Source organism: Vibrio sp. 9-16B-A1 (assembly GCF_056726165.1).
On record NZ_JBSDZD010000020.1, the window covers coordinates 1 to 20,295 of the forward strand.

The following is a 20,295-nucleotide window of genomic DNA, read 5'->3' on the forward strand; positions in this document are numbered from 1 at the left end:
AAATGGCAGTGGGACTTCCAGGCCAATACTATTAAACACCGGCGTGTACTCTCAATTCCCAGACTAGGGCGAGAAGTGCGGAAGCATCGACGCTACCACATTCGAGAGCAACAATACCGGTGGGCAATCATAGAATATCAACGGTTAACGCACTTCTGTGGGATGACAGAATTATGAGGGGATCCGCCAGCGCGTGGGTAAATAAACTCCCAACGGCTTACCGGTATATATCAGGTGCTTTGTTGGTAAAGAAGCGCCACTGTAAACGACTTTAGGCCTTATAAAACAGTAATCGTGCTTTTTGTTTTATAAATATCAGATATTGATCATATATTTTGAAACGCCGTTTCTGTAAGTTCAATTGCAGAGAGTTATACACTTTTACACTCTCCGAAAACTTGTCTTTTTACCTCCCTGGATTTATCAGGTAACTACTTATGAAAACTGGCTCTGACACATCATTCACACTTAAAGTTTTACAGTTCAACGTCTGGCAGGAAGGGACCATTGTTCCCGGAGGATTTGACGCCATCGTCAATGAAATTGCCCGAAGTGATGCAGACCTCGTTGCAATCAGCGAATGGCGTAATTACGACGGAACACGCTTTGATCAGCGTCTGATTAAAGCACTCAGGTCCCGTGGACTTAACTATTATGCTCAGCGCTGCCAGGACTCCGGACTGCTGTCCAGATACCCCATCCTGGAACAGAGCAGGATCTATCCGCTCAAAAACGACCGGGGTTCAGTGACATCTGCCGTTATTAATGTTCACGGGCGCGAAGTCGTGTTTTACAGTGCCCATCTGGATTACAAAAACTGTGCGCCTTATATGGTACGCGGCTACTGTGGCTCAACCTTCGCAAAGCTCGATGAAGCGGTAACCGACACATCGCAGCTAACCGAGGACTGCATGCACTCCAAAAGGCCGGATGCTATCCGGCACATTGTTGCTGACATGGATAACCATGATGAGCGGCTGATTTTTGTAGCCGGAGATCTGAATGAGCCATCGCACCTGGACTGGATTGAACAAACCGGCTCTCACTATGACCATCATGAAGTCGTTATCGAATGGCCCACACTTAAAATGATCGAGGACGCCGGGCTGACAGACTGCTGGCGGGAACTGTTTCCTGATCCGGTCACTCATCCGGGGATCACCTACCCAGCTTATATTTCAGACGTTCCAATGGAAAAGCTCACCTGGGCACCAGCTTCTGACGAACGTGACAGAATTGACTTCGTTTTTTATCGCCCCGCCCCGGGACTGAAACTCGAAAACGTCACTTTAGTTGGCCCCTCTCAGGAGGTCAGCCGAAGCCTGGCTGTTCCGGGCAATCCTGACGACCCTCTTATAACACCAGAGAACATCTGGCCCAGTGACCACCGGGCAGTGCTGGCGACCTTTACTATCTCAGATTAGGGCCCAATTTGCGTTATTCGGACCTTTGAACTAGTTTTAAGTTGTAGCTAACGCTGCAAGTCTTACTCGCTATACACGCAAAACGCCCACCTTTGTTCGGTGGGCGTCTCCGTTTCTGTGGCACATCCTCCACCCTCTAGAAAATGACTAGTCATTCACCAGAACCAATGTAACCCCCTGTAGAACAACGAACAGCCATTAACTATAGTGACTGAAATCTCGTTAAAGTGAATAAGGCGACAAGGACCAGCGTTAAGAAAAGGGTAAAATGAGGGTAAAACGAGGGTAATATACAGTAGTTTTGTTTCGGGCCTTTCATGCAGTCTTTGGCATAAACATTCTAAACGCTTGAGATCTACTAATGAACAAAAAGGACACCTTCCAGCACTCTGAATGGTGTCCTAATATCTTGAGCAAATCTACGAGTTACAAATGATAAACTTGGATCTGCAGTCTTGCTTACCGGCCGAAGTTATCCGGCACAGTAAATACGTTTAGTTTTCCGGTACACTGGAATACTGGGGAACGGCTTACATCACATTGGTCAGCAACATACACCGTGTCGTGATCTTTCCCCGTCACCGCCTGTACGCGATCAGTATTGGCTGACGACTTAATCGGAAATTTAGTGAATGCTGGCAGTGTCGTCTTATTTTTCTCCGCCATTACTAATCTTCCGCAACTAGTCGCTTCACCCTTATCCAAGGTATAATAAACCCTGGCGCGGTCTCCATCATGAGTATGAGCAACCCCTGCGGATGTGATTCGGGAGTCAATTAGAGTTGGAGTAGTCCACCCTTTATATACATTGGAGTAACGCGTCCTATAAACCCTATACCCCTCCTTAGTGCCACTAACTTTATCGAACATGCGGTACGCAATACTTGGGTTGTACTTCCCATTATCATTATAAAGAGCTAATTTAGAGCCTTGGATGTCCTTATCACCGAACTCAACACCGTTCCTGAGGCCTTGATAAATAATATCCTTGTTATTCAAACTAACCGGGACATTAACAGGCTTTCCATTCGCAGCATAGTATCTGTTTTCTGATACATCATACTTTACGTAACTTCCATAACTTCTTTCACCACGAGGCCCGCGTTTTGCCCATTCAAATAAAATATGGACATCTCCGTTAGGGTCAATCTTAAGATCATCCGGGTACACAGCAGTCCCTAAGCTCGAGCTGATACTGTGCCGTGCAATAGTCCCCATGAAACGCCACTTTTCAGCATTCACGTCCCAGCGCATCATTTGTAAATCAAAACGAGTATATGGGTAAGCATCTACCGTAACATCCCTAAAAATCACATAGATATCACCGTTCGGAGCAGTAGCCGATATAGGGTAAGTTGCTTTCTTCCCATTCAAAATCCCCAAGTTACTCCACTCAAGGGTGTGCTTGTCTGAAGTGCTTCTGAAGTAGTTCCACTCCTCACTATGCATATCACCGAATGCATGAACGTTACCACGACCATCAACAGCGATACTCACTTGGTTGTGGCCAACTTTATCGGGCTTAGCAGAAGGTGAGTGTGGCTCCCGCCCACTTAGATATTTCACGTTTTCCATATAGTAGAATGGATTGTCTGCAATCAACTTCTTGTTTCCATCTACTACAGCAAGATTTATCGTGTTGTACCTTCCTAAATTATCCTTTGTATGTTCAAACAAAGGCCAATCCATCTTATTTGCTTTAGTAGCAAACGCAGCATAAGTCTTGCCGTTCGAGACCGCTAATGGTTGCCACCATAACGCAAGGTTAGACCAATGAGTCTCTCGATCCTTTATCAAGACATTGCTGTTGTCTACCACATTACATGATGAAGCCTGAGCGCCTGCACTCATTAATAGAGTAAGTGAAGCAGCCAAAAAGCCCAATTTACTATTCATTTTTCCCAGCCATTTTATAAATCAAAACGAGCGACGGATTTTCATTATTCAACATATTGAAATCAATGAAAGAAAACCAAATATGAGACCTTAGTCATAATTTTCCAAATGTTTATTTTATCTATATTTTTATCAATTTTCGCTCTGTTATACATGAGTTTTTTCTAACTTAGAAAAGTCAAAAGCAATCCTAGTTAGCTTACATTTCTCATTATTTACTAAATTAACTTTAGGGAATTAGACTGACCTCATATTTGTTTTATTAAACGCCTAAATACTTATCGTTAACCCTATAGCTTAAACCACACAGGCTGCTCGTTCCGGAGCACAATGTAGAGCCTCTCTCTGTAGTAGCAACCCACAACGTAGTGGCCATCAGGAACGTCAATCCATGCGTTGATGTCGGTATTGTCCGGCGTGTAGGCGGCCACGTCGATGATCTTGACCAGTTGAAACCTTCTGGCCCGGAACTCGTTCATGAAGCCACCAAAGCGCTCGCTGTAGCTCTCACCATCACGTTTCAAAGCACGCAGGTGGTCTCTGCCCTCTTCGGGGATGAAGCGTTTCTGGTTTAGTTTGTATCGTATTGCCTGCATGCCTGTATATTTATACAGGCATATCTATTAATCAAGGAAAAGGTCAACTATGGACTTAAGATCAACCTATGTAATCCCCCATAATGTTACATGACTTATGTGATCAATCTCCCTCATATGCAACATCACCTTCCAAGATACAATGAAACACTATATATTGTGCTAAATGGACTTAATAACACCACATGGAGTGCTCATCATAAAGTTAGAACTAATGGAGTACTTAAGCATGACAATGTATAAACCAGGTGAAAACGTTGGATCCGATGGTGGGATTTATCAAGAAGTTGGCCCACGCGGAGGCAAAAAAGATAACTTTGCAACTGTTGCAGATAATAAAAACGCGCCTCCGACAACAAAGAAAGGTAGCAAATGGGTTCGAGTAAAACGAACACCAAATAGTAAACGTAAGTAAGCAGCATAATCCCGGCCATTGCCGGGATTAATTCTATTGTCACTCTAGTTGATTTTTTAAAGTCGTAACGCCATAATCAAAACTCACTGGCAAAATCCAGTGACGGGATTGGTCTCCCGCGATTTCCCAAGGCGCATAGACGCCAGCTTTTTGCTGGTTTTTTTATGTGCTGCCTCTGCGCATCCAAATTATGGTGGGCTGAGTGAGAGCGCTTCGGCGCGCCGTAACCTTGGGAGCGGTAAGACCAATCTTGCTCAGTTCACCACCCAATGGTTGGTCTCGTTGTGTGGTGATGATCTCATTGCATCCCGAGGAGGCTAATATGCCTAAACAAGTATCTGTACCTTTCCATGGATCCAACCTGATAATCGTGGAACATAAAGGCGAACCATACACCCCAATGAAACCTATTGTTGAAGGCATGGGAATGAGTTGGGGAACCCAAGCCAGAAAGCTTCGAACTAATAGCGAGCGCTGGGGTATGTTCATGATGAACATACCCTCTATAGATCCACATAATGAGATCGGTTGTATTCCACTGCGTAAGCTGTTCGGCTGGCTGCAGACCCTTCACCCAAATAAAGTCCGCAAAGAAATACGCGATATAGTCATCCAATACCAAAACGAATGCGATGATGTCCTTTGGCAATACTGGAACAACAACACCCTCCCCGCTCCTGCGCCCCAGCGCGTAACCACCCGACTCCTTATGACTCTCGAAAATGGCCGCGTTGTATCAAGCATGCCGGTTGGTGATGATGCAATGGTGTTTGAGTGCTCGCAGATCCCGGAGCTGCTTCAGGAACCTGGATTGTTTTCGGTGAATGATTTGGCGGATATTGCGCAGACGGCCAATCAGAGGTTGGCGGAGTTGTTGCAGAGTCGGATTGGGTATAGGTGATATGAGAAAGGCGCCGGATGGCGCCTTTCTATCAATTATAACGCTGCATCTTTGATGTTAACTCTAATAGTTCCACTATTTTCAAGGTCGTCATCAATGACAAAGAACTGCATCTCACCATCAGATGTTGTAACCGTGGCTACATCCCCTTGATTGACAACAGAAATACGTTTATCTCTATTGGCATCCAGATAGGCCACACCTACACTTCTAAATTGTGTACCATTTTGTTTAGTATCATGGTTAGACAGATTCTCTATGATAGAAATCTTATATGGAATAGATTTCTCAACTGTATGCTTATATAAATCACCAGCCCCAGGCGTGCCAAGGGTATTCGCTGACACATCAAGAACAATATTATCACCCGTAGTACTTGTTTCGCCTGTTATTTCAAACCAAACATCTTCATATATAGTGGTTTTGTTATATGTGAAAATTCTAAAATCCCAAAATCCTTTTTTTGTTAAAAGCTTTAGAAACTTATCTTGAGAGTTTCTAGGGTTCGTACTATACATACACTTTGTTTTAACGACGTTTTTAAATGGTACCCAATCTTCTACGTAAACGCTAGCTTCAACCTGAGTACGTGGACGTGCATTATCTGTTGAAAATCTATACCTAGCTCTTGGAGCTGAAGTATCATATGCTTGATACGCCTTCAGTTTTATACATAATTTAGAAATTGTTTTAAAGGTCCCTTTGAAGTCGATACTTCCTTTTATTGAACTACGCTCATATCCAACGTGGGAATCATAACCATATACTGGTAATCGTGCTTCCATCTTAGGAATGTAAGTAATGGTTTCTGCTGCTTGAGTGAAAGCAGGTACCGAAAGACATATTAAAGACAATGTAAGTGGAACAATATTTTTATGTTTTATCATTGATATAAAGCCCATATAAAAGGAATGCAAACAGCTCCTAAATCATCACGTAACAACATTAATAGAGCGTTTAAAAAACAGCCAACTTGTTAGTTTGTTATTCCTTTCTCGATAAATTTAGGAACATTTTTATCAACACTACCGCATAAATTTGTACCTACATGCAGTAGCATTGGACAGTCGGGTCGTACAGTACCATCTAATGAATCACAGTTCAATGCAACTACGCTCACAAGTAGAACCAATTGATCATGATTAATGCATTTACAAGACAGATATCAAAATGAGCCTTGCTGATCAAATCATACTGAAGCTAGTACAGCTAAACCTTACCTACACTTCATTCCCATTTGTTTCTAACAGGCATATCTTTACAAAGGTAATAGCGTTACGGCTCACGCAAACGTACTTGCTTTGAAGCGTTTTTACTTTCATCACCGTAGTGGTGGTGGCTTAGGTTCCCGAAAAATTTTCATTTCGCGGGGTGTAGGGGCGTTTGCAGGCCTGTAGGCTCCAGAAGAACCTATTCGATCTTAGCTTGCTTGGACTTTCTTCTTAAGAAACAACGCTCTGAGTTCCGGCATAGAACGGCAGCTTTATTGTGCTGCTCTTCCTTGGTGCCAGAAGACTTAAAGCCAAGAGTTTGCAAGTAGCCTTGTACTTGCTTCCGGCCCGGTTCTAGCGAGAGGAGTTCCTGAGCTTTGTTTATAAATTCATCGTTAGTGAACGTGGGCGGAAGGGAATTATAGACCTTGAAAAAGTCGTGGGGTTTTATATGAAATACTGATGTCTTCTTTGTCATTAATATTCATCAATACGCTAGCACAACGTAGGATTAGTATATCGTCGACCATTGCTCAGTAAATAACCCATTTTGAGAGCTCAATCGATTAATTTATAAAAATACTCCAATCCTCCAAAATCACAGCCAGCTGCCACCCGATTAAGATATCCCCTCTCCCATATCATTTTTAGAAGAGAACTGGACCAACTCGCCGACAAATCACATCGTTCAGCGATTTGTTGCGCTGTCACTTCTTCTCCCCTTCGGATCGAGTCCAATACCTTAAGTTGAGTCTTGCTCAGTTTGACCAGGCGCACCTGATGCGGAACGGCCTGCGCGGCCGCCATTAAATTGTGATCTATATCTCGTTTATGCGTGATTTTAGCCATCGTATAACTACCCGCTGTGTTGGTGTATGAGATCTCGGTTGTTGATTGATCTTAAAGATCATTTTAAGGAGCTAACTTTTTTGAAATGCAGGTTGGTAGCATGTTCGCCAGCAGTTTTTTAGCCACTGATGATAGGTTTTAAGGGCTTCTGACTTCTGCAGTTCAATGTGTGTATGAATGTAGGCTTGATCCAGCTTTCCCTTGGCATGGTTGAGCAATGTCTCCCCTACCAGGTAGTCAATGCCGATATCAGCCCAAATAGTGCGTGCCAGCTTTCTCAGGTCATGAGCAGACCACTGGCCTTTGGCAATGGACCGTACCAGTTCGGTTGCACGTACTCTGTGCACCGGCTCTTTATCACGCTTACTAAGCGGAAATACGTTGTTCCCTTTGTAGTTGTTCTCCAGTTGCCAGTCCCTGAACGATTGCAGTACTGCAACCATCTCATCAGTAAGCGGATAGACAATCTCACGCCGGGTTTTAGTATTGCTCTTTGGAATGGTCCAGCGTTTGGTCACAAAGCAGATATGGCACCACTTGGCCAAGCGCGTCTCTCCTATCCTGGTACCGTGACTGAGCATCATCAATGCGAGTACTCGGGCAAAAGGATCTGCTTCATCCATGGCTTGCAGTATGTTCCCTGTATCACTCGGGCGAAGCCTGCATCCTCTGACCTCCACCCTGGCCGTGACAAAATCCGTCAGTGTCATGTCGTTCAGCGGATTGTGGCTTAACAGCCTTAGTTTCTTAGCCTTGTTAAACGCTACCTTCATAGCCTGAAAGATGGTTCGGATGTAGTTGATCGAGTAGTTGGCTTCTCTGAGTGGCTTCATCAGCTGCTTCTCTACATCCTTGTGCTGTAAGTCCGCGATGGCCTTACCATGAAGATGCGGTATCAAGTGGCCTTCAATCATCGACTTGAGCGAAATGATCCGTTCTCTTGCCAGGTGTCCTGCTCGCGTTTCCCTGTCCAGGTACCACACCAACAGCTCATCAACCGTCTGAAACTCATTGTGATGAGCCCGGGTTCCTGTCGATAAGTCTGAAAGAAAGTGGCTCACCACATCGAAGACGTGTGCAACTGACAGGCTCGGATACTTCCCGATCACGTGCGGCTGTTGCTTTCCATTTTTGTACTCCATCAAGATCCACGAACCTTGCTCCCTGTTCTTGCGAAACCGCAGGTACAGAGAAGCACGCTCATCTTTCAACTGCTTCACCGCGGGCATTTTTGCGTACTTACGGATCTGCGCATCAGAAATCTTACAGCGCACAGTCGCTGGCTGGTGAATACTGGTATTCCGGCGGATCATCTTACTCTCCTGTTAGTGTGGCTTTGATGGTCATGCGTCTTGGTTGCAGGCCCTGACCAGAGAACGAAACGGTGTCTACTGAACTGGTGCCCTGAAATGCGGTTGGGAATGTCTGGTCCAGGATGATCAGGCCCTCGGCAAACACGCGCGGATCTGGCGGGCCTTCTATGGTCAGCTTGCGCCCTTCCCGCTGCATTTTTCGCTGTTCGGCGGCACAGGCCTGCTCGGCTTCCTGCCTGCTGTTTCTGTCTTTGCCTATGGTTTTGAATGGCGGTGAACCCAGCTTGATTTCCTGCCGGCTGCCGTCACCAGTGGAGAGATAAAACGCCCTCACGCCGTTGTGGTCACTCCGGCCGTCCAGGTCGATACTCACGTTGATGAAATTGGGCAGCTGCGGGTTGTTCCCGCCTGGCTGAGATAAGATCACGGACTCGATCGCTTTACCGCTCGCGCTCCGGGCCTCACCTTTTGGGGCAAAGATAAAGCGGCCATCTACCGGCTTGGCCACGGCATCAAACAGCTTGGCCAGACGATGCAGGAATGAGGGCGTGCTTTCGTCGGTCCGGTCTATATGCGCGATTTGGATTTTCTGTAATCTCGGGTGAACGAAAACTTCGAACCCATGTGGGGTAACAGTGTCGGCAACGATCTGGCCGAGGGTTGTGTCATCCCAGCTCGCTGAGCGGCGCTCGCGGTAGCCGGATTCATCTTTGATGCTGAATGGCGCGACCGACAGCACCAGCACGACTTCACGCGGGTGCAGGTTTACGGTGCGTTTGGAGATCTGGAACTCATCACGCAGGACGTCTCCCAGATAGACGGTGTATATCTCCCCTTTAGGCGGGATCCCGTCGATGTCGTCTGAGTTGATGTGCAGGGTAAGGCTGTCACCCTCTACCCCGTTGCCGTCTGACAGGCGCCAGGATTTCAGGCGCTCCATCATCATTTCACTGTGTGTCCCGATCAGTTTGAACATTAGTCCCATGACCTCGTAACGGTTTGATTTGGTTTGATGGATTTGGCGTCCGGTATGGTCACCGTAGTGTCTTCTGTGAAGACGTCGCCACGAACGTGGCTGTTGAGTTCGTAGAACCGGGCTTCGAGCTCGTCGCTGTCTTGCCCGGTGTGACGAAAGAGCAGATCGGTGATCAGCTCTCCCTTTCTGGCGTTGGCTTTCATTCCCTGTACTCCATGAGCTGCAGCGTCACATCGGTGACCATGGCCTGACCGTTGTGGATCAGGTCGCTACGGCCTTCTTTGAGCTGTTTAATGGTCCAGCGGCCAAGGTTGTAGCCCTGGCCGTCGCTGACTTGTTGCGGTTCGTTGATAAGTGCCCGTATGGCCTGCACTGATTCGGCGGCGCCGTACTGCAGCCATTTGGCGGAGATGTCGATGATTTCGAGCGGGCGGCCGGTGTGCTCAGAGCGGGCGTTATCGATGAGCCCGACTTCTGAGAACGCGCCCGCCGTGGTCCGGCTGAACTTGCTGATCGGGGTTTTGTTACCCACGGAAAAGACAAATTCGCCGATCACCAGGTGGTGCATGGTTACCCCCTGTCGATTGCGGATACGTTGATGGAATCTTCTATGGTGAGGCCCGTCATCTCGCCGTATTGCTCGGCCATTTGCTGACGGATCTGTGTGGTAGCCTGAGCGATAAGCTCTTCTTCGCTCATGCCCGGTGTGGCCTGAACGCTGACTTCGGTCTGGAACGTGACGTTAGGTGTCTGGCGGACCAGTGTTTCCCGTTTCTCCTTTTCGACCAGCTTTTCAGAGACCTGCTCAGAGGCCATCAGCTTGTCATCCGGAGAGTCGAGCTTGTCCCCAAACCAGCCGCCCAGCAGTTCACCACCAAGATCACCCAGTAATGACCCCGCAAGGCCACCAACAACGGTACCAACACCCGGGAAAATCATGGTGCCGATCGTCGCCCCAAGAGCGCCACCGCCCATGCTGCCGAGCAGGCCGCCCCCTTCCGTGATTGCGGTTTTGGCATCGCCCTGAAGCGCCGCTGATGCAATGTTCCCGGCGGAGATCGCCATATCCAGTGGGCGAAGCAACTTTCCAACCCCTGCTTTGCCAAGGCCCTGAGCCACATCACCGGTCAGGCCTATCGCGTCCTGCGCCATGGCGACAGTGGGCGTCATTGCAAGAGCACCACCAGCCAGCGAAATCGGCAGAGCGCCCTGGTTGGCCGTCATCATGTTGCTGGCCATGTTGTAGGCCCGGGCCAGTGGATTGCGGGAGCGAATACGGGGAGAACGACGACGCCTGCGGCCACCAATCCCGCCCCCTCCAGTGCGACCGCCACCGCCGCGGGAATTGCGAAGTGCCTGGTTAAGCCGGTTAAACTGTTTCGCTGCAAACGCCGCAGCCCGGCCACTCTCTTTGGTTTCCCGGTTGAGCCCTTTGCGGAACAGCCTGCTTTTATCGAGCGTGTTACCAAAGATAAGCGATGCCGCTTTGCCCGCGAGCATGGCCGCTTTCAGGCCCATAAAGGCCGCAATACCTATCCCAACGGCAGCGGTTACGCCCTGATTGGCCTCCGCGAAATCCGCCAGCATGGTGATACCGTTGCCCAGCGGCTCGAGCACCCAGTTCAGCGCCGGCAACAGCGCATTGCCGATCACCACACTCAGCCGGTTCAGCTTGTTCACGAACTGGCTGATCCCGTTTTCTGATGTGGCGATTCGGGTATCATATTCATTCTGCAGCGACTGGATGTGAACATCCTGCCCCTCTTTGGCCAGCCTCAGCGTTTTGCGGTAAACCTCGGTGTTACCCGCCAGCGTGGCTACCGCGCCTTTGGCTTCCTCACCAAAGATCTGAGTGATAAGTGCACTCTGCTCATCCAGCGGCGCATCTTTGATGGCTTCAAGCACTTGCAGCAAGGTACCGGAGGCATCCTGCTGCATGGATGAAGCCAGATCGACAGAATCAAATCCGATGGTATTGAGCGCATCTTTCTGCGCCTTGGTGGCAGCACCGCCCATCGTTAGGCGGCCAGAGATGTTCTTCAATGCGGTCGCGGCCCGCTCTTCTCCCATACCGGTTGAGAGCATGGCAGCAGAAAGCGCCGCGGCATCATTCGCCCCGAACCCGGCGGTTTTGGCCGTCGCACCCTGACGGGCCATTACGCCGGCAATATCGCGGGCTTTGGCGTTGGAGTTATTGGAAAGATGGTTGGCCAGACCTGCCAGACCCATCGCCCCCTGCTGATCCAAACCAAGCGCGGCCTTAAACACGGCGAGTGTTTCCCCTGCCTGACCCGCTTCCATATCAAAAGCGACGCCCATTTTGGCGGAGTCCAGCACGAACTGTTTCAGCTCACCGATATCCTGAATCCCGGACTGACCACCAGCTGCCAGCATGGCGTTGATATCGTTGGCCGACATTGGGGTTTCAGTTGAGGTTTTAAGGGACCACTGACGAAGCGAGCTGGCCTGCTCGGGCGTCATATCGACGACCTTTTTCACATCAGCAAATGAGCTTTCGTTCTTCACCGCTGACCAGATACTCGCGGCCATTGGCGCACTGGCCATAGCCAGAGACGTTGCCTGGCTGCCGATTTCACCCAGCTTAGCGCTGCGTTTATCAATCCGGCTTTGAATCGCGCTCATTTCCTTAAGGCGCTTGTTCTGCCGCTCGATAGCATCAGTCGCTTTGTTGGCCCGACGTTCCAGTTTTCGCTGCTCGTCACCCAGCCGCCCGGTGTTTATACCGGATTGCTTGAGGGCTGCCCCCAGAGAACGCAGCTTATCCCGCTGCTTATCCTGACTGGCACTGAGATCGGTGACCCGTTTAGACGCCTTCTTATAAGCCGCATTCAGGTCTGTGGTTTTCACCTTGCCCTGATGCATCTCATCATTGAGCAGGTCGAGCCGCTTCTGGGCATCATAGAGCCGGTTCTTAAGCTCGAGCGCACCTTCGCCCGACGCCTTTTTCATCTGGCTGTTCAGGCTGCGGATCTCTGCCTGAGTTTTGCTGTAAGAAACACGCAGGCCCTGAGTATGAGCCTTGTGCTCTTCCATCTCCTGGCTGAGCTGAGCAACGCGGGCCTTGGCATCGCTCATCTGCTGCGCCAGTTTGGCCGCCCGCTGTGTTGCGGACTCATAACCTTTGATTTGGCGGAGCTTAGCGTTGAGCGAGATGATCTCCGAACGTTGCTCGTTCACTGCTTCCGACAGTCGCTCAGTGGCCGAAGTGGCAGTGATGATGTCTTGCAGACCGTTAACGCTCGCATCCAGGATCAGGCTTACTTTTTCGGACATCATTTCACTCCGAGTTTATCCAGGATCAGCTTGTACCGGCGCACCACCACATCCTGAGGCCATTGCCTAAGCTCTGCCTCTGTGGTGTTACGGTGCATCGGGATAAGGTCTATCAGGTTTTCAACGTCCGCTGGCGAAAGTACTCCGCCGATTGCTGAAAAAAAGCACCCACCTGTGGTTTCAGCGCCAGGTAATCGTTGATAGACAGGTAATCAAAATCGCTGCGCTGCAAACCGGTGATCACCTCAAACATGAACACTTCACGCTCATGCTGATCGTCCAGCTCAGCCAGCGCTTCAGAGTGAGCAACCGTCGGAACCGAGAACTTAACCTTTGTGACCTTCTCACCCACCTCGTTCTCAAACGGGTGCAGCAGCGTAAAGCTGGTTGATTTACCGTTAAGCGCCTGACCTTGCACCAGATCGCTGCGCGTGGTGATCAGCTCGCTGATATCGTTAAACAGCTGGTTGAAGTCCGGCACCGTTAGCGTGGCGAACTCCTCGGTGTTCACGTCCGAACAGGCCAGAATCGCGGCCTTACCCTGCTCAAACAGTTGCTTCTGATCGAGTGTGCCTTCCTGCTCGATATGGGGGAGCTTTTTGAACTCGGAGACGGAAATGGTTTTCAGGGCCACGGTTGGGCGGGTGAAGAATGTTAGGGTGGAAATGGTTTTCATGGCTGGCTCCATACAAGAAAAAAGACCTCCCAAATGGGAGGCCTATCAGAACAGTTAGCTACTGAATCAGCTGATACCGGCGGTACCCATCAAATCGGTACCGCCAACAATCGTCTTACCGGTATCGATGTTGATGTCATGCACCAGGGAACCAGTATCCGTCAGCTTGTACGCCTTACAGGTACCTTCGATAGTTACCGTCGGCTTCTCACCCATCTTCAGCGCATCTTTCTTGATGCTGGTGATTGGGCCGTACAGGGAGTAGTTCTCCTGGTACTTGGTCTGGTCGGTGTTTTTACCTTTCTCGGTCACGTTGATCTGCGCGTTATCCATCAGGTAACGGCCAAGAGCGTTCTGGATTTTCTGATGATCACCCCGAACCTTGAGCGTCCATTTCAGAGGCTCGATACCGACCACATCTTCCGACTGCACAAAAGAGCCTTCATTGGCGGCCGTCTTGGTTTTGATTTCCGGCGCGGTGAACTCCACGATCTCGTTCATCAGCGGCACAGTTTCAACCTGCGCCGTCAGCCGCATGCGAATACGATCAGCCATTCACCACCTCCTCTAGCCAGGCTTCAATCAGGCCGTTGTCTACGCTCATTTCGTAGATCATGTGCTCGTTTGGCGAGTAACGGCCGTAGTTAACACACAAGAACCAGCGCCCGGAGGTGTAGTTCTCAAGATTGTTTTTACTCGGGTGAAGGAAAGCCTCAAACACCGGGATGATGCCCTCTGCCACCAGGCTTTGGCCCCAGTTGGTCAGGCGGTCAATCACCTGGGTCATAAACTCTTCCGTGAGCTGCTTGCCCATCAGCGGCTGGCTGGTTTCTTCCAGTTTACGCGCCATCAGATCTTCCAGGCCAATATGGCTCAGGAACCGGCCCGTGTTGGCGCGGTTACCAATAATGGCGTAACCACCCATACGGGTTCGGGCAATGGTCACCACGCCGTGCTTATTGAGGAAGTTAGCCTGCGTGGTTTTGTCGTTGATTTTGTACGACACATTGCGTGAGGTCTCATCACACAATACGCCACGGTTTTGCGGGCTTTCGTAACCCTCGACCGAGGCCATGGCTGCTACCAGAGCGATGGAAGCTGGCATCAGCAGCTGGGCGCCGTCATAAGTCTTGAGGAACCACGGATCAATGATCGCCAGCTTATCTTCACCGGTACCTTCAGCGCCAAACTCAGCGGCGAACTCTGCGGCCGCCATATCGTTGGTGTTCGGGCCATCGAGCACCGGACGGCAACGAACATCCCGGCCAAGGGTGGCGAGCTTCTGGCCTACCGGTTTGGAATTAAAGCCAGGTGCTGCAATGATCGTTGGCGTTTCCGGACAGCCTTTCACTGTCTCAAGGCCGGTGATGGCGCCAGTCGCACCGTTCACGCCACCGATGATGTTGGCTTCTGTTACCGCAGCATCATCGTTCTTCTCTACGATGGTGACATACAGAACACACTTCACGTACTCAAGCAGGTAGCGAACACAGTTTGGCAGCGTGCCCTGTCGGGTGCCTTTAGAGTCCAGCGTTACCATGGCGCTGGCATAGTTGAACAGGCGGATTGGCTCGTTGTAAGCGATACCGATGGCCTTATCCGGCGCGGTACCGACAAGGTGAACCACCGTCTGGGCCAACGGCCCCATACTTGGCTGCGGTTCAATGGTTTTGACTTCCGCGCCGTTGAGTTCAAAGTCCTGGATTGGTGCGAGCATTACTTGCCCTCTTTGTCCGAAGTTTTGGATGGTGCTTTCACCTCAACCGGCTCACCGATCTTGCCGTTTTGCTGCAGAAACACAGCCTGCTGAGGTAAAAGCGCTATGGTTTTATCCGAGAGTCCCCACCAGCGGCCATTCAGGCGGAATGGCTCTTTGATTGGGTAGTCCTGGGGTTTAGGTTGTTGGTTCACGGGATTGGCTCCTATGAAAAAGCCCTGCGGGTGCAGGGCTTGGAGGTAATAAAAAACCGCCGGGTGATGGCGGTTAATCAGGTTTCTGATGGTAGTGGGTAGCGGGCTTTGATTTCGGCGACTTTGTCTCGCCAGGCCTTTTCTTTCTCGGCGGTTTGGTCGTATTGCCACTCCATGTAGAGAGGATCGGATTCCTTTTTATAGGCAGCCTGCCTTAACCCCGACACTCGATCAGACTCTGCCTGAACCTTTTCGGACTCAATGACACTTGCAGGTACACCCAATGCAAGCAGGTCTTCTTCTTTGTGTTGATAGTACAGCTTTCCGTTGTAATTAATATCGAGCAACATAATGACCTCACGCCATATCAAGGTTCAGATTGGTGATCACGTAGGTGTCAGGGATAGCCAACAGCTCCCTCAGGTTTGCGTGCTGGCCATTTAACTCAAGAGAAAAGTACACACCAAACAAATCCACCGGAGGTGCAATCGCTGACCCAAATCGAGAAAACAGTTTCTTCTGAGCACCGGTGACACCCGCGGCACTTGCAAGAACCCTGACGCCTGACTGATAAAAACTCACTGAGCGCCGGTGGAAATCATCCCCGGACCCGGCATCATGGATGTGGAATACCTGGTTATCGTTGATATCCAGCTCACTGAAGATCATCCGTAGTTTGGTTTGCGAGCCAAAAATAGAACGGTTTTTATATACGTCAGGAAGAACCTCGTTCTCTTTCGCTCGATATGTACTGACCTTGACGTTAGTCAGATAGACGTAGGGCGCAACAAAATTGGCGTACGTGGAAACGGCTTGCTTGATTTCAGGGCGCTCCGTCGCACCATCATTTGCATTCCAGCTTTCGATGGTAATTGCCCGCTTTGCTTTGATGTAATGAATCAACTCAAATACCGTACCCTGCCTGACTACAACACGAATATAGTCATAGTCATTGTCTATCAGATTCTTCAATCGCTCAGAGGTCTTAATGCTCTGCGATGAACTTTCACCATTATTGGCATCATCACCAGCAACAGGGTCAATGAACACCTTAACACTCTTAGCAGCATTCACATTTTGCTCAAAGTCCCCAGAAACAAAGTCGTCAAACTTTCGCTGGGCTTCAGCGACTTTCTGATCAATCTCCCCCATCTTCCCAGACACTTCCTGACAAAGCGCCTGACTCGCCCCCGTCTGCTCCGCCGACGCTTTCTCCAGCTCAGCAATGCGCGTTTCAATGCTCATTTATTCAGCTCCGTTCTTAGTTTCTCGCTCAGCTGCATTTGCTGATGCGCGAGTTTGATTTGAGTGGTACCAAGTGACACCGTGGCGATAGCCGAGGTCAGCATCTCTTCGGCCATTAACAGGTTCACGTCATTACTTCCAATGTTCACAGTGATGCTGCTGGCCGGAAGCGGGGAAATATCCAGGGTGAAGCGCGCCAGCCAGCTACCGTTCTCAGATTTGAATGTCAGCAGCTTGCCTGGTTCAGAGATAACTCCAAGAAGCGTTCCGGACTCAAGCCAGAGCGCCAGCTCACGTATCTCATACTCATCCTGTCCATCAAAGACTGCAGCCAGCCTTAACTGTGTAGGGGAAAGATCTTCCCAATCCTGAATCTCTTTGCGCTGCCGTTCATTCTTAAGCGCCCGCTGGTCAAATGACGGTGTATAGCTCCGGTCACCAGCACTGAGCCACTTGATAGCCCCTTTAAGGCCATTGTTCTTAGCGCTGATAAGCTCTGCCAGCCCGGCGTTGGTATATTGAATTGGCGGTAAACTCATACGGCCCCCGCAATAGTGAAATCTGAAATACAAAGCATGATTGGTGCTCCAGAAAGATGAATGGTGCCCCGGCCATGAGCATGGTTCGCAATGGTTCCCTGAACAGACTCATCAGAAACGGTCGTGCTGTACATCGCGCCGGCAACGGCCAGGCTGACAGCTGCCGGCGCTAAAGGCTGAATGGTTCCGTTGAAATCGCACTCAGAGAAGTTGTTTAACTGCTCCGCTACCCCGCCAGCCGTGAAGCCACTGTCTATCCCCAGCGCCATCACCAGGTTTAATGTGTCGCGCTCAGACTTATGAGACGTAACTCGCCGGGAAATGCGCTCATGCAGCTCTTTAGTAACCGGGGAGTTTCTGCGCCAAGCCACACACTCAATATGATAAGCCCCCGGCGCATCCGTCATCTGGTGCCAGGGGGTGATCTCCACATCGCAATCAATCGCGTCCAGTGCCAGCGCTATGCCGTGCCGCGTTCCGGCCTTGCGGTGGATATCGAAAGCCAGGTCCGCTGTCTTGCGTTTGCTCGCTAACGAGTCATCCGGCTGCCAGTCTGTAACGCCACGTTCTCCGGCCAGCAGGGAGACGAACTCCTCACTGGTCAGCATTGGCTGCTTAAGATCGGGATAAGGAGACCCGGTTTGATTGATAACCGCACTCCAGGCGAACTCCAGTGATTCTTCAACCAGAGTCCGGTTATCAGGCTGGACGGATACAAACGACTTATTCTGCCCGGACATCAATCGTCACCCCCGTACAATACGGCGCTTCATCCCACTGGCAGATCACATCTGCTGCAGGATGCTGCACCTTGGCCCGTTTGGCGCCCAGTTCATAAAAGATATGCGCCACCTCTTCCCGATCGATGATCCCACCAAGACGGTGCGCCTTATCAGCAAACTGCCGGGCCACCTGCTCAGCATGAGCACTGTCGATATGAGTATTGGGATCCGCTCCGGTATAGAGCGTCACCGCAATCTGATACGGCATGGCCGTAGCCGCTTTCACCGTGACCAGATCTGACTCCTGAGCAATATCATCCCGGTTCAGATACGCCCCGGCCCGGGCCTGCAACTCAGAAGATGGCACACCGTCCGGCTGTTCCCGGCTAAGCAGAGCAACACACACCTTGCCCGAGTTTGGCTCCAGCATCCGTGCCTGAGCATCCTTCACCAGTGCAGGCTGCACATCGCCAGGAAACTCGAACCGCATCGTCACCGCCTCAGGCTCAGAATCCACCGTGATGGTTGGCCGCTCATCCAGCGTTAACGCATGAAAGCGGTAACCAAGACGGGTACCGGTGGTATGGAACTGATACGGCGCCAGATCAAACCGGCGAAGCAGGCTCTCATCTGACTCCATTACCGCCGCTTTGGGAGGGAATACCGTGTTATCTTCCGGCTCCAGAACCTGCCGCCTGATGCTGTACTGCATCGCCAGCAGATCCACCATGTTCGAATCACTCACATACTTACGGAACATCTGCAAGGCCTGGTGATTCTGTTCGCGTATCTCCGCCGTTCGCTTAAGCACAAACGCCTGAGTCACCTGAGCCAAAAGCTCGCCCTGGTTATTGAACGCCTCACGCAGCTGCTTCGCCTTCGCTTCGTCCTGCCCGGCGCAGTAGCCAACAGCGAACCCGATATACTCAGCAAGCAGCGTCTCAAAGTCCGGTTCCTGAAAAGCTTTAGGTTTCGTCGTCATAAGCTCGCACTCAGCTCCGGTAATTCACCACGCCAGCTGCCGGACACCTTCACCAGAAAACCCCGGTCAGTCGGGATCGCCTGACAGCGTATCCCCTGATAATCCGTCAGCCCGTTCTCCGGTTTGGAAAGCGCCTCCAGCGTCAGGTTCTGAACAATCATCGCCTCCGTTGGCGTCTGCTGTTTACCCAGGCGCGAAACCGCCCGGTTCCCAACACCACGGCGCTTCACCCGGGTACTCACTTCAGTAGTCAGAACCCTGGCAAAACGACAGCTCAGCGCACTCTCACCAGAAACCATCAACCCGGTTTGAGGATCAATACCAATCATTGCTGTTGCTCCGTCGGCTTGGTCTTATCCGGCCCCGGCAGAATGCCAGGGTGTTCGTGGCCGTTATAAATCTCACGGTCGGCCTGCATCGAACGGGTGTGATCGGTAATATCACCGGTAGCTGTGTAGTTACCGTCCTGCCAGGTATCACCGTAAATCTTCACCCCGCCGGGGTAATGGCAGGTGAGCGAACCATCATCCAGGTTATACCGCTCCGTCATCCCGTCGCCGTAGTCCGTCATCACCTCATTCTCTGCCACCGTCGGGCAAGGGAATGCGGTAGATGGCAGCCCCATCAGCGCCACCGAGTTATTCAGGTTGTCACCGCTGCCGAGGTTGATAAGCAAACACTGCTCGCCCACTGTAGGCCTGCGGTAATGCCGCACCCGGCCCGCAGCAAGCACAAAAAAAGGGATGCCCTTCGCAAGGTTATCCCCTGTTTTGATATCGACTGTGGTTTTATCAGCCCTGGCTACCACACCCAGCCGGATGATATTGGCAGAAGCCCGGTTGTTCTCTTCCAGCTCCTCCCTAAGCTCAAGAACCTGCTTCTCCAACGAAGCCACATGTTTGATTAGCTGTCCCAGCATGGTCACAGGTCCCCACTATTTCGTGCCAGTCATTCTCCAGCGGCCCCAGCCGGATCCGCTGGCGAACCGTCACCGTCCGGGCAAACACCCCGACAGAAGGATCAAACCGGCTCGGCATATTCGAAACCACCACAACCGGCTCAACATCCTGCTCTGAGCCAAAAGACTGATCGAGCAGTTCCCGCTGAATCCGGGTGGAAGCATCCAGCGCAATCAGGTCAAAGCCCTCCTGAGAAGTCGGCACCTCAACCAGAAAACGCAGCTCAATATCATGCAGGTGCCGGCCGTCATTGGCATAACCGCTTACCGGCTCAACTTCACCTACCTGATAGCTGATTTTTGTCTCGCTGAGCTGAGTCGCTTCACGCTGGTACACCGTCGCTACCGTCAGGTTTAACCGGCCCTCAAGATGCGAGCGCACCAGCT

24 protein-coding genes are annotated in these 20,295 nt (G+C 50.7%); 3 read left to right on the plus strand and 21 right to left on the minus strand.

Annotation, left to right across the window (positions count from 1 at the left end; all coding sequences use genetic code 11):
- The first annotated feature begins 437 nt into the window (after positions 1 to 437).
- Entirely contained in the window at positions 438 to 1,424 is a 987-nt protein-coding gene (locus ACVB80_RS22310) for an endonuclease/exonuclease/phosphatase family protein (RefSeq protein ID WP_481083499.1), read from the plus strand.
- A gap of 459 nt (positions 1,425 to 1,883) precedes the next feature.
- Here ACVB80_RS22310 and ACVB80_RS22315 read toward each other — a convergent pair whose 3' ends face one another.
- Positions 1,884 to 3,320: a BNR-4 repeat-containing protein gene (locus tag ACVB80_RS22315; protein ID WP_481083500.1), complete on the minus strand. Its 1,437-nt coding sequence runs from the start codon at positions 3,318 to 3,320 to the stop codon at positions 1,884 to 1,886.
- Between the two features lie 290 nt (positions 3,321 to 3,610).
- Positions 3,611 to 3,916, minus strand: a complete 306-nt coding sequence (locus ACVB80_RS22320; protein WP_481083501.1) for a hypothetical protein — start codon at positions 3,914 to 3,916, stop codon at positions 3,611 to 3,613.
- A 229-nt stretch (positions 3,917 to 4,145) separates the two neighbouring features.
- Here ACVB80_RS22320 and ACVB80_RS22325 point away from each other — a divergent pair, with 229 nt between their 5' ends.
- Together ACVB80_RS22325 and ACVB80_RS22330 are read left to right on the plus strand one after the other, a co-directional pair.
- A complete protein-coding gene (locus tag ACVB80_RS22325; RefSeq protein WP_481083502.1) occupies positions 4,146 to 4,331 on the plus strand; it encodes a hypothetical protein in 186 nt (61 codons plus the stop codon).
- Between the two features lie 322 nt (positions 4,332 to 4,653).
- Positions 4,654 to 5,232, plus strand: a complete 579-nt coding sequence (locus tag ACVB80_RS22330) for a phage antirepressor N-terminal domain-containing protein (RefSeq protein ID WP_481083503.1) — start codon at positions 4,654 to 4,656, stop codon at positions 5,230 to 5,232.
- 35 nt (positions 5,233 to 5,267) lie between these two features.
- Here ACVB80_RS22330 and ACVB80_RS22335 read toward each other — a convergent pair whose 3' ends face one another.
- The 19 genes from ACVB80_RS22335 to ACVB80_RS22425 form a co-directional block, all read right to left on the minus strand.
- Complete coding sequence (locus ACVB80_RS22335) at positions 5,268 to 6,119, minus strand: hypothetical protein (protein ID WP_481083504.1); 852 nt, start codon at positions 6,117 to 6,119, stop codon at positions 5,268 to 5,270.
- 882 nt (positions 6,120 to 7,001) lie between these two features.
- Complete coding sequence (locus ACVB80_RS22340) at positions 7,002 to 7,292, minus strand: MarR family transcriptional regulator (protein WP_481083505.1); 291 nt, start codon at positions 7,290 to 7,292, stop codon at positions 7,002 to 7,004.
- A gap of 71 nt (positions 7,293 to 7,363) precedes the next feature.
- Complete coding sequence (locus tag ACVB80_RS22345; RefSeq protein WP_481083506.1) at positions 7,364 to 8,605, minus strand: tyrosine-type recombinase/integrase; 1,242 nt, start codon at positions 8,603 to 8,605, stop codon at positions 7,364 to 7,366.
- 1 nt (position 8,606) lies between these two features.
- The gene (locus tag ACVB80_RS22350) at positions 8,607 to 9,581 is read right to left on the minus strand and encodes a hypothetical protein (protein ID WP_481083507.1); all 975 of its coding nucleotides are present in this window, start codon (positions 9,579 to 9,581) and stop codon (positions 8,607 to 8,609) included.
- Positions 9,581 to 9,784, minus strand: coding sequence for a hypothetical protein (locus ACVB80_RS22355; protein ID WP_481083508.1), 204 nt, complete (start codon positions 9,782 to 9,784; stop codon positions 9,581 to 9,583). Before ACVB80_RS22355 ends, ACVB80_RS22350 begins: the two co-directional genes overlap by 1 nt.
- Positions 9,781 to 10,149: a phage tail protein gene (locus tag ACVB80_RS22360; protein ID WP_481083509.1), complete on the minus strand. Its 369-nt coding sequence runs from the start codon at positions 10,147 to 10,149 to the stop codon at positions 9,781 to 9,783. Before ACVB80_RS22360 ends, ACVB80_RS22355 begins: the two co-directional genes overlap by 4 nt.
- Before the next feature lie 2 nt (positions 10,150 to 10,151).
- A complete protein-coding gene (locus tag ACVB80_RS22365) occupies positions 10,152 to 12,875 on the minus strand; it encodes a phage tail tape measure protein (protein ID WP_481083510.1) in 2,724 nt (907 codons plus the stop codon).
- Positions 12,876 to 12,987: 112 nt separating this feature from the next.
- Positions 12,988 to 13,551 (minus strand): phage tail assembly protein, encoded by a 564-nt coding sequence (locus ACVB80_RS22370; RefSeq protein ID WP_481083511.1) that lies wholly within the window; start codon positions 13,549 to 13,551, stop codon positions 12,988 to 12,990.
- 66 nt (positions 13,552 to 13,617) lie between these two features.
- Complete coding sequence (locus ACVB80_RS22375) at positions 13,618 to 14,106, minus strand: phage major tail tube protein (protein ID WP_481083512.1); 489 nt, start codon at positions 14,104 to 14,106, stop codon at positions 13,618 to 13,620.
- The gene (locus tag ACVB80_RS22380) at positions 14,099 to 15,268 is read right to left on the minus strand and encodes a phage tail sheath protein (protein ID WP_481083513.1); all 1,170 of its coding nucleotides are present in this window, start codon (positions 15,266 to 15,268) and stop codon (positions 14,099 to 14,101) included. Before ACVB80_RS22380 ends, ACVB80_RS22375 begins: the two co-directional genes overlap by 8 nt.
- Positions 15,268 to 15,462 carry a hypothetical protein gene (locus tag ACVB80_RS22385; protein WP_481083514.1) on the minus strand — a complete coding sequence of 65 codons (195 nt, stop codon included), beginning with the start codon at positions 15,460 to 15,462 and terminating at the stop codon, positions 15,268 to 15,270. Before ACVB80_RS22385 ends, ACVB80_RS22380 begins: the two co-directional genes overlap by 1 nt.
- 77 nt (positions 15,463 to 15,539) lie before the next feature.
- Entirely contained in the window at positions 15,540 to 15,812 is a 273-nt protein-coding gene (locus tag ACVB80_RS22390) for a hypothetical protein (RefSeq protein ID WP_481083515.1), read from the minus strand.
- 7 nt (positions 15,813 to 15,819) lie between these two features.
- Positions 15,820 to 16,707, minus strand: coding sequence for a hypothetical protein (locus ACVB80_RS22395; protein WP_481083516.1), 888 nt, complete (start codon positions 16,705 to 16,707; stop codon positions 15,820 to 15,822).
- The gene (locus ACVB80_RS22400) at positions 16,704 to 17,246 is read right to left on the minus strand and encodes a hypothetical protein (RefSeq protein ID WP_481083517.1); all 543 of its coding nucleotides are present in this window, start codon (positions 17,244 to 17,246) and stop codon (positions 16,704 to 16,706) included. The genes ACVB80_RS22395 and ACVB80_RS22400 overlap by 4 nt, the downstream gene beginning before the upstream one ends.
- Complete coding sequence (locus tag ACVB80_RS22405) at positions 17,243 to 17,986, minus strand: phage tail protein I (RefSeq protein WP_481083518.1); 744 nt, start codon at positions 17,984 to 17,986, stop codon at positions 17,243 to 17,245. Before ACVB80_RS22405 ends, ACVB80_RS22400 begins: the two co-directional genes overlap by 4 nt.
- The gene (locus tag ACVB80_RS22410; RefSeq protein ID WP_481083519.1) at positions 17,970 to 18,950 is read right to left on the minus strand and encodes a baseplate J/gp47 family protein; all 981 of its coding nucleotides are present in this window, start codon (positions 18,948 to 18,950) and stop codon (positions 17,970 to 17,972) included. Before ACVB80_RS22410 ends, ACVB80_RS22405 begins: the two co-directional genes overlap by 17 nt.
- Positions 18,947 to 19,279 (minus strand): phage baseplate protein, encoded by a 333-nt coding sequence (locus ACVB80_RS22415; RefSeq protein WP_481083520.1) that lies wholly within the window; start codon positions 19,277 to 19,279, stop codon positions 18,947 to 18,949. The genes ACVB80_RS22410 and ACVB80_RS22415 overlap by 4 nt, the downstream gene beginning before the upstream one ends.
- On the minus strand, positions 19,276 to 19,869 hold the full coding sequence (locus tag ACVB80_RS22420; RefSeq protein ID WP_481083521.1) for a phage baseplate assembly protein V: 594 nt from the start codon (positions 19,867 to 19,869) through the stop codon (positions 19,276 to 19,278). The genes ACVB80_RS22415 and ACVB80_RS22420 overlap by 4 nt, the downstream gene beginning before the upstream one ends.
- Positions 19,817 to 20,293, minus strand: a complete 477-nt coding sequence (locus ACVB80_RS22425) for a hypothetical protein (protein ID WP_481083574.1) — start codon at positions 20,291 to 20,293, stop codon at positions 19,817 to 19,819. Before ACVB80_RS22425 ends, ACVB80_RS22420 begins: the two co-directional genes overlap by 53 nt.
- Positions 20,294 to 20,295: the final 2 nt, after the last annotated feature.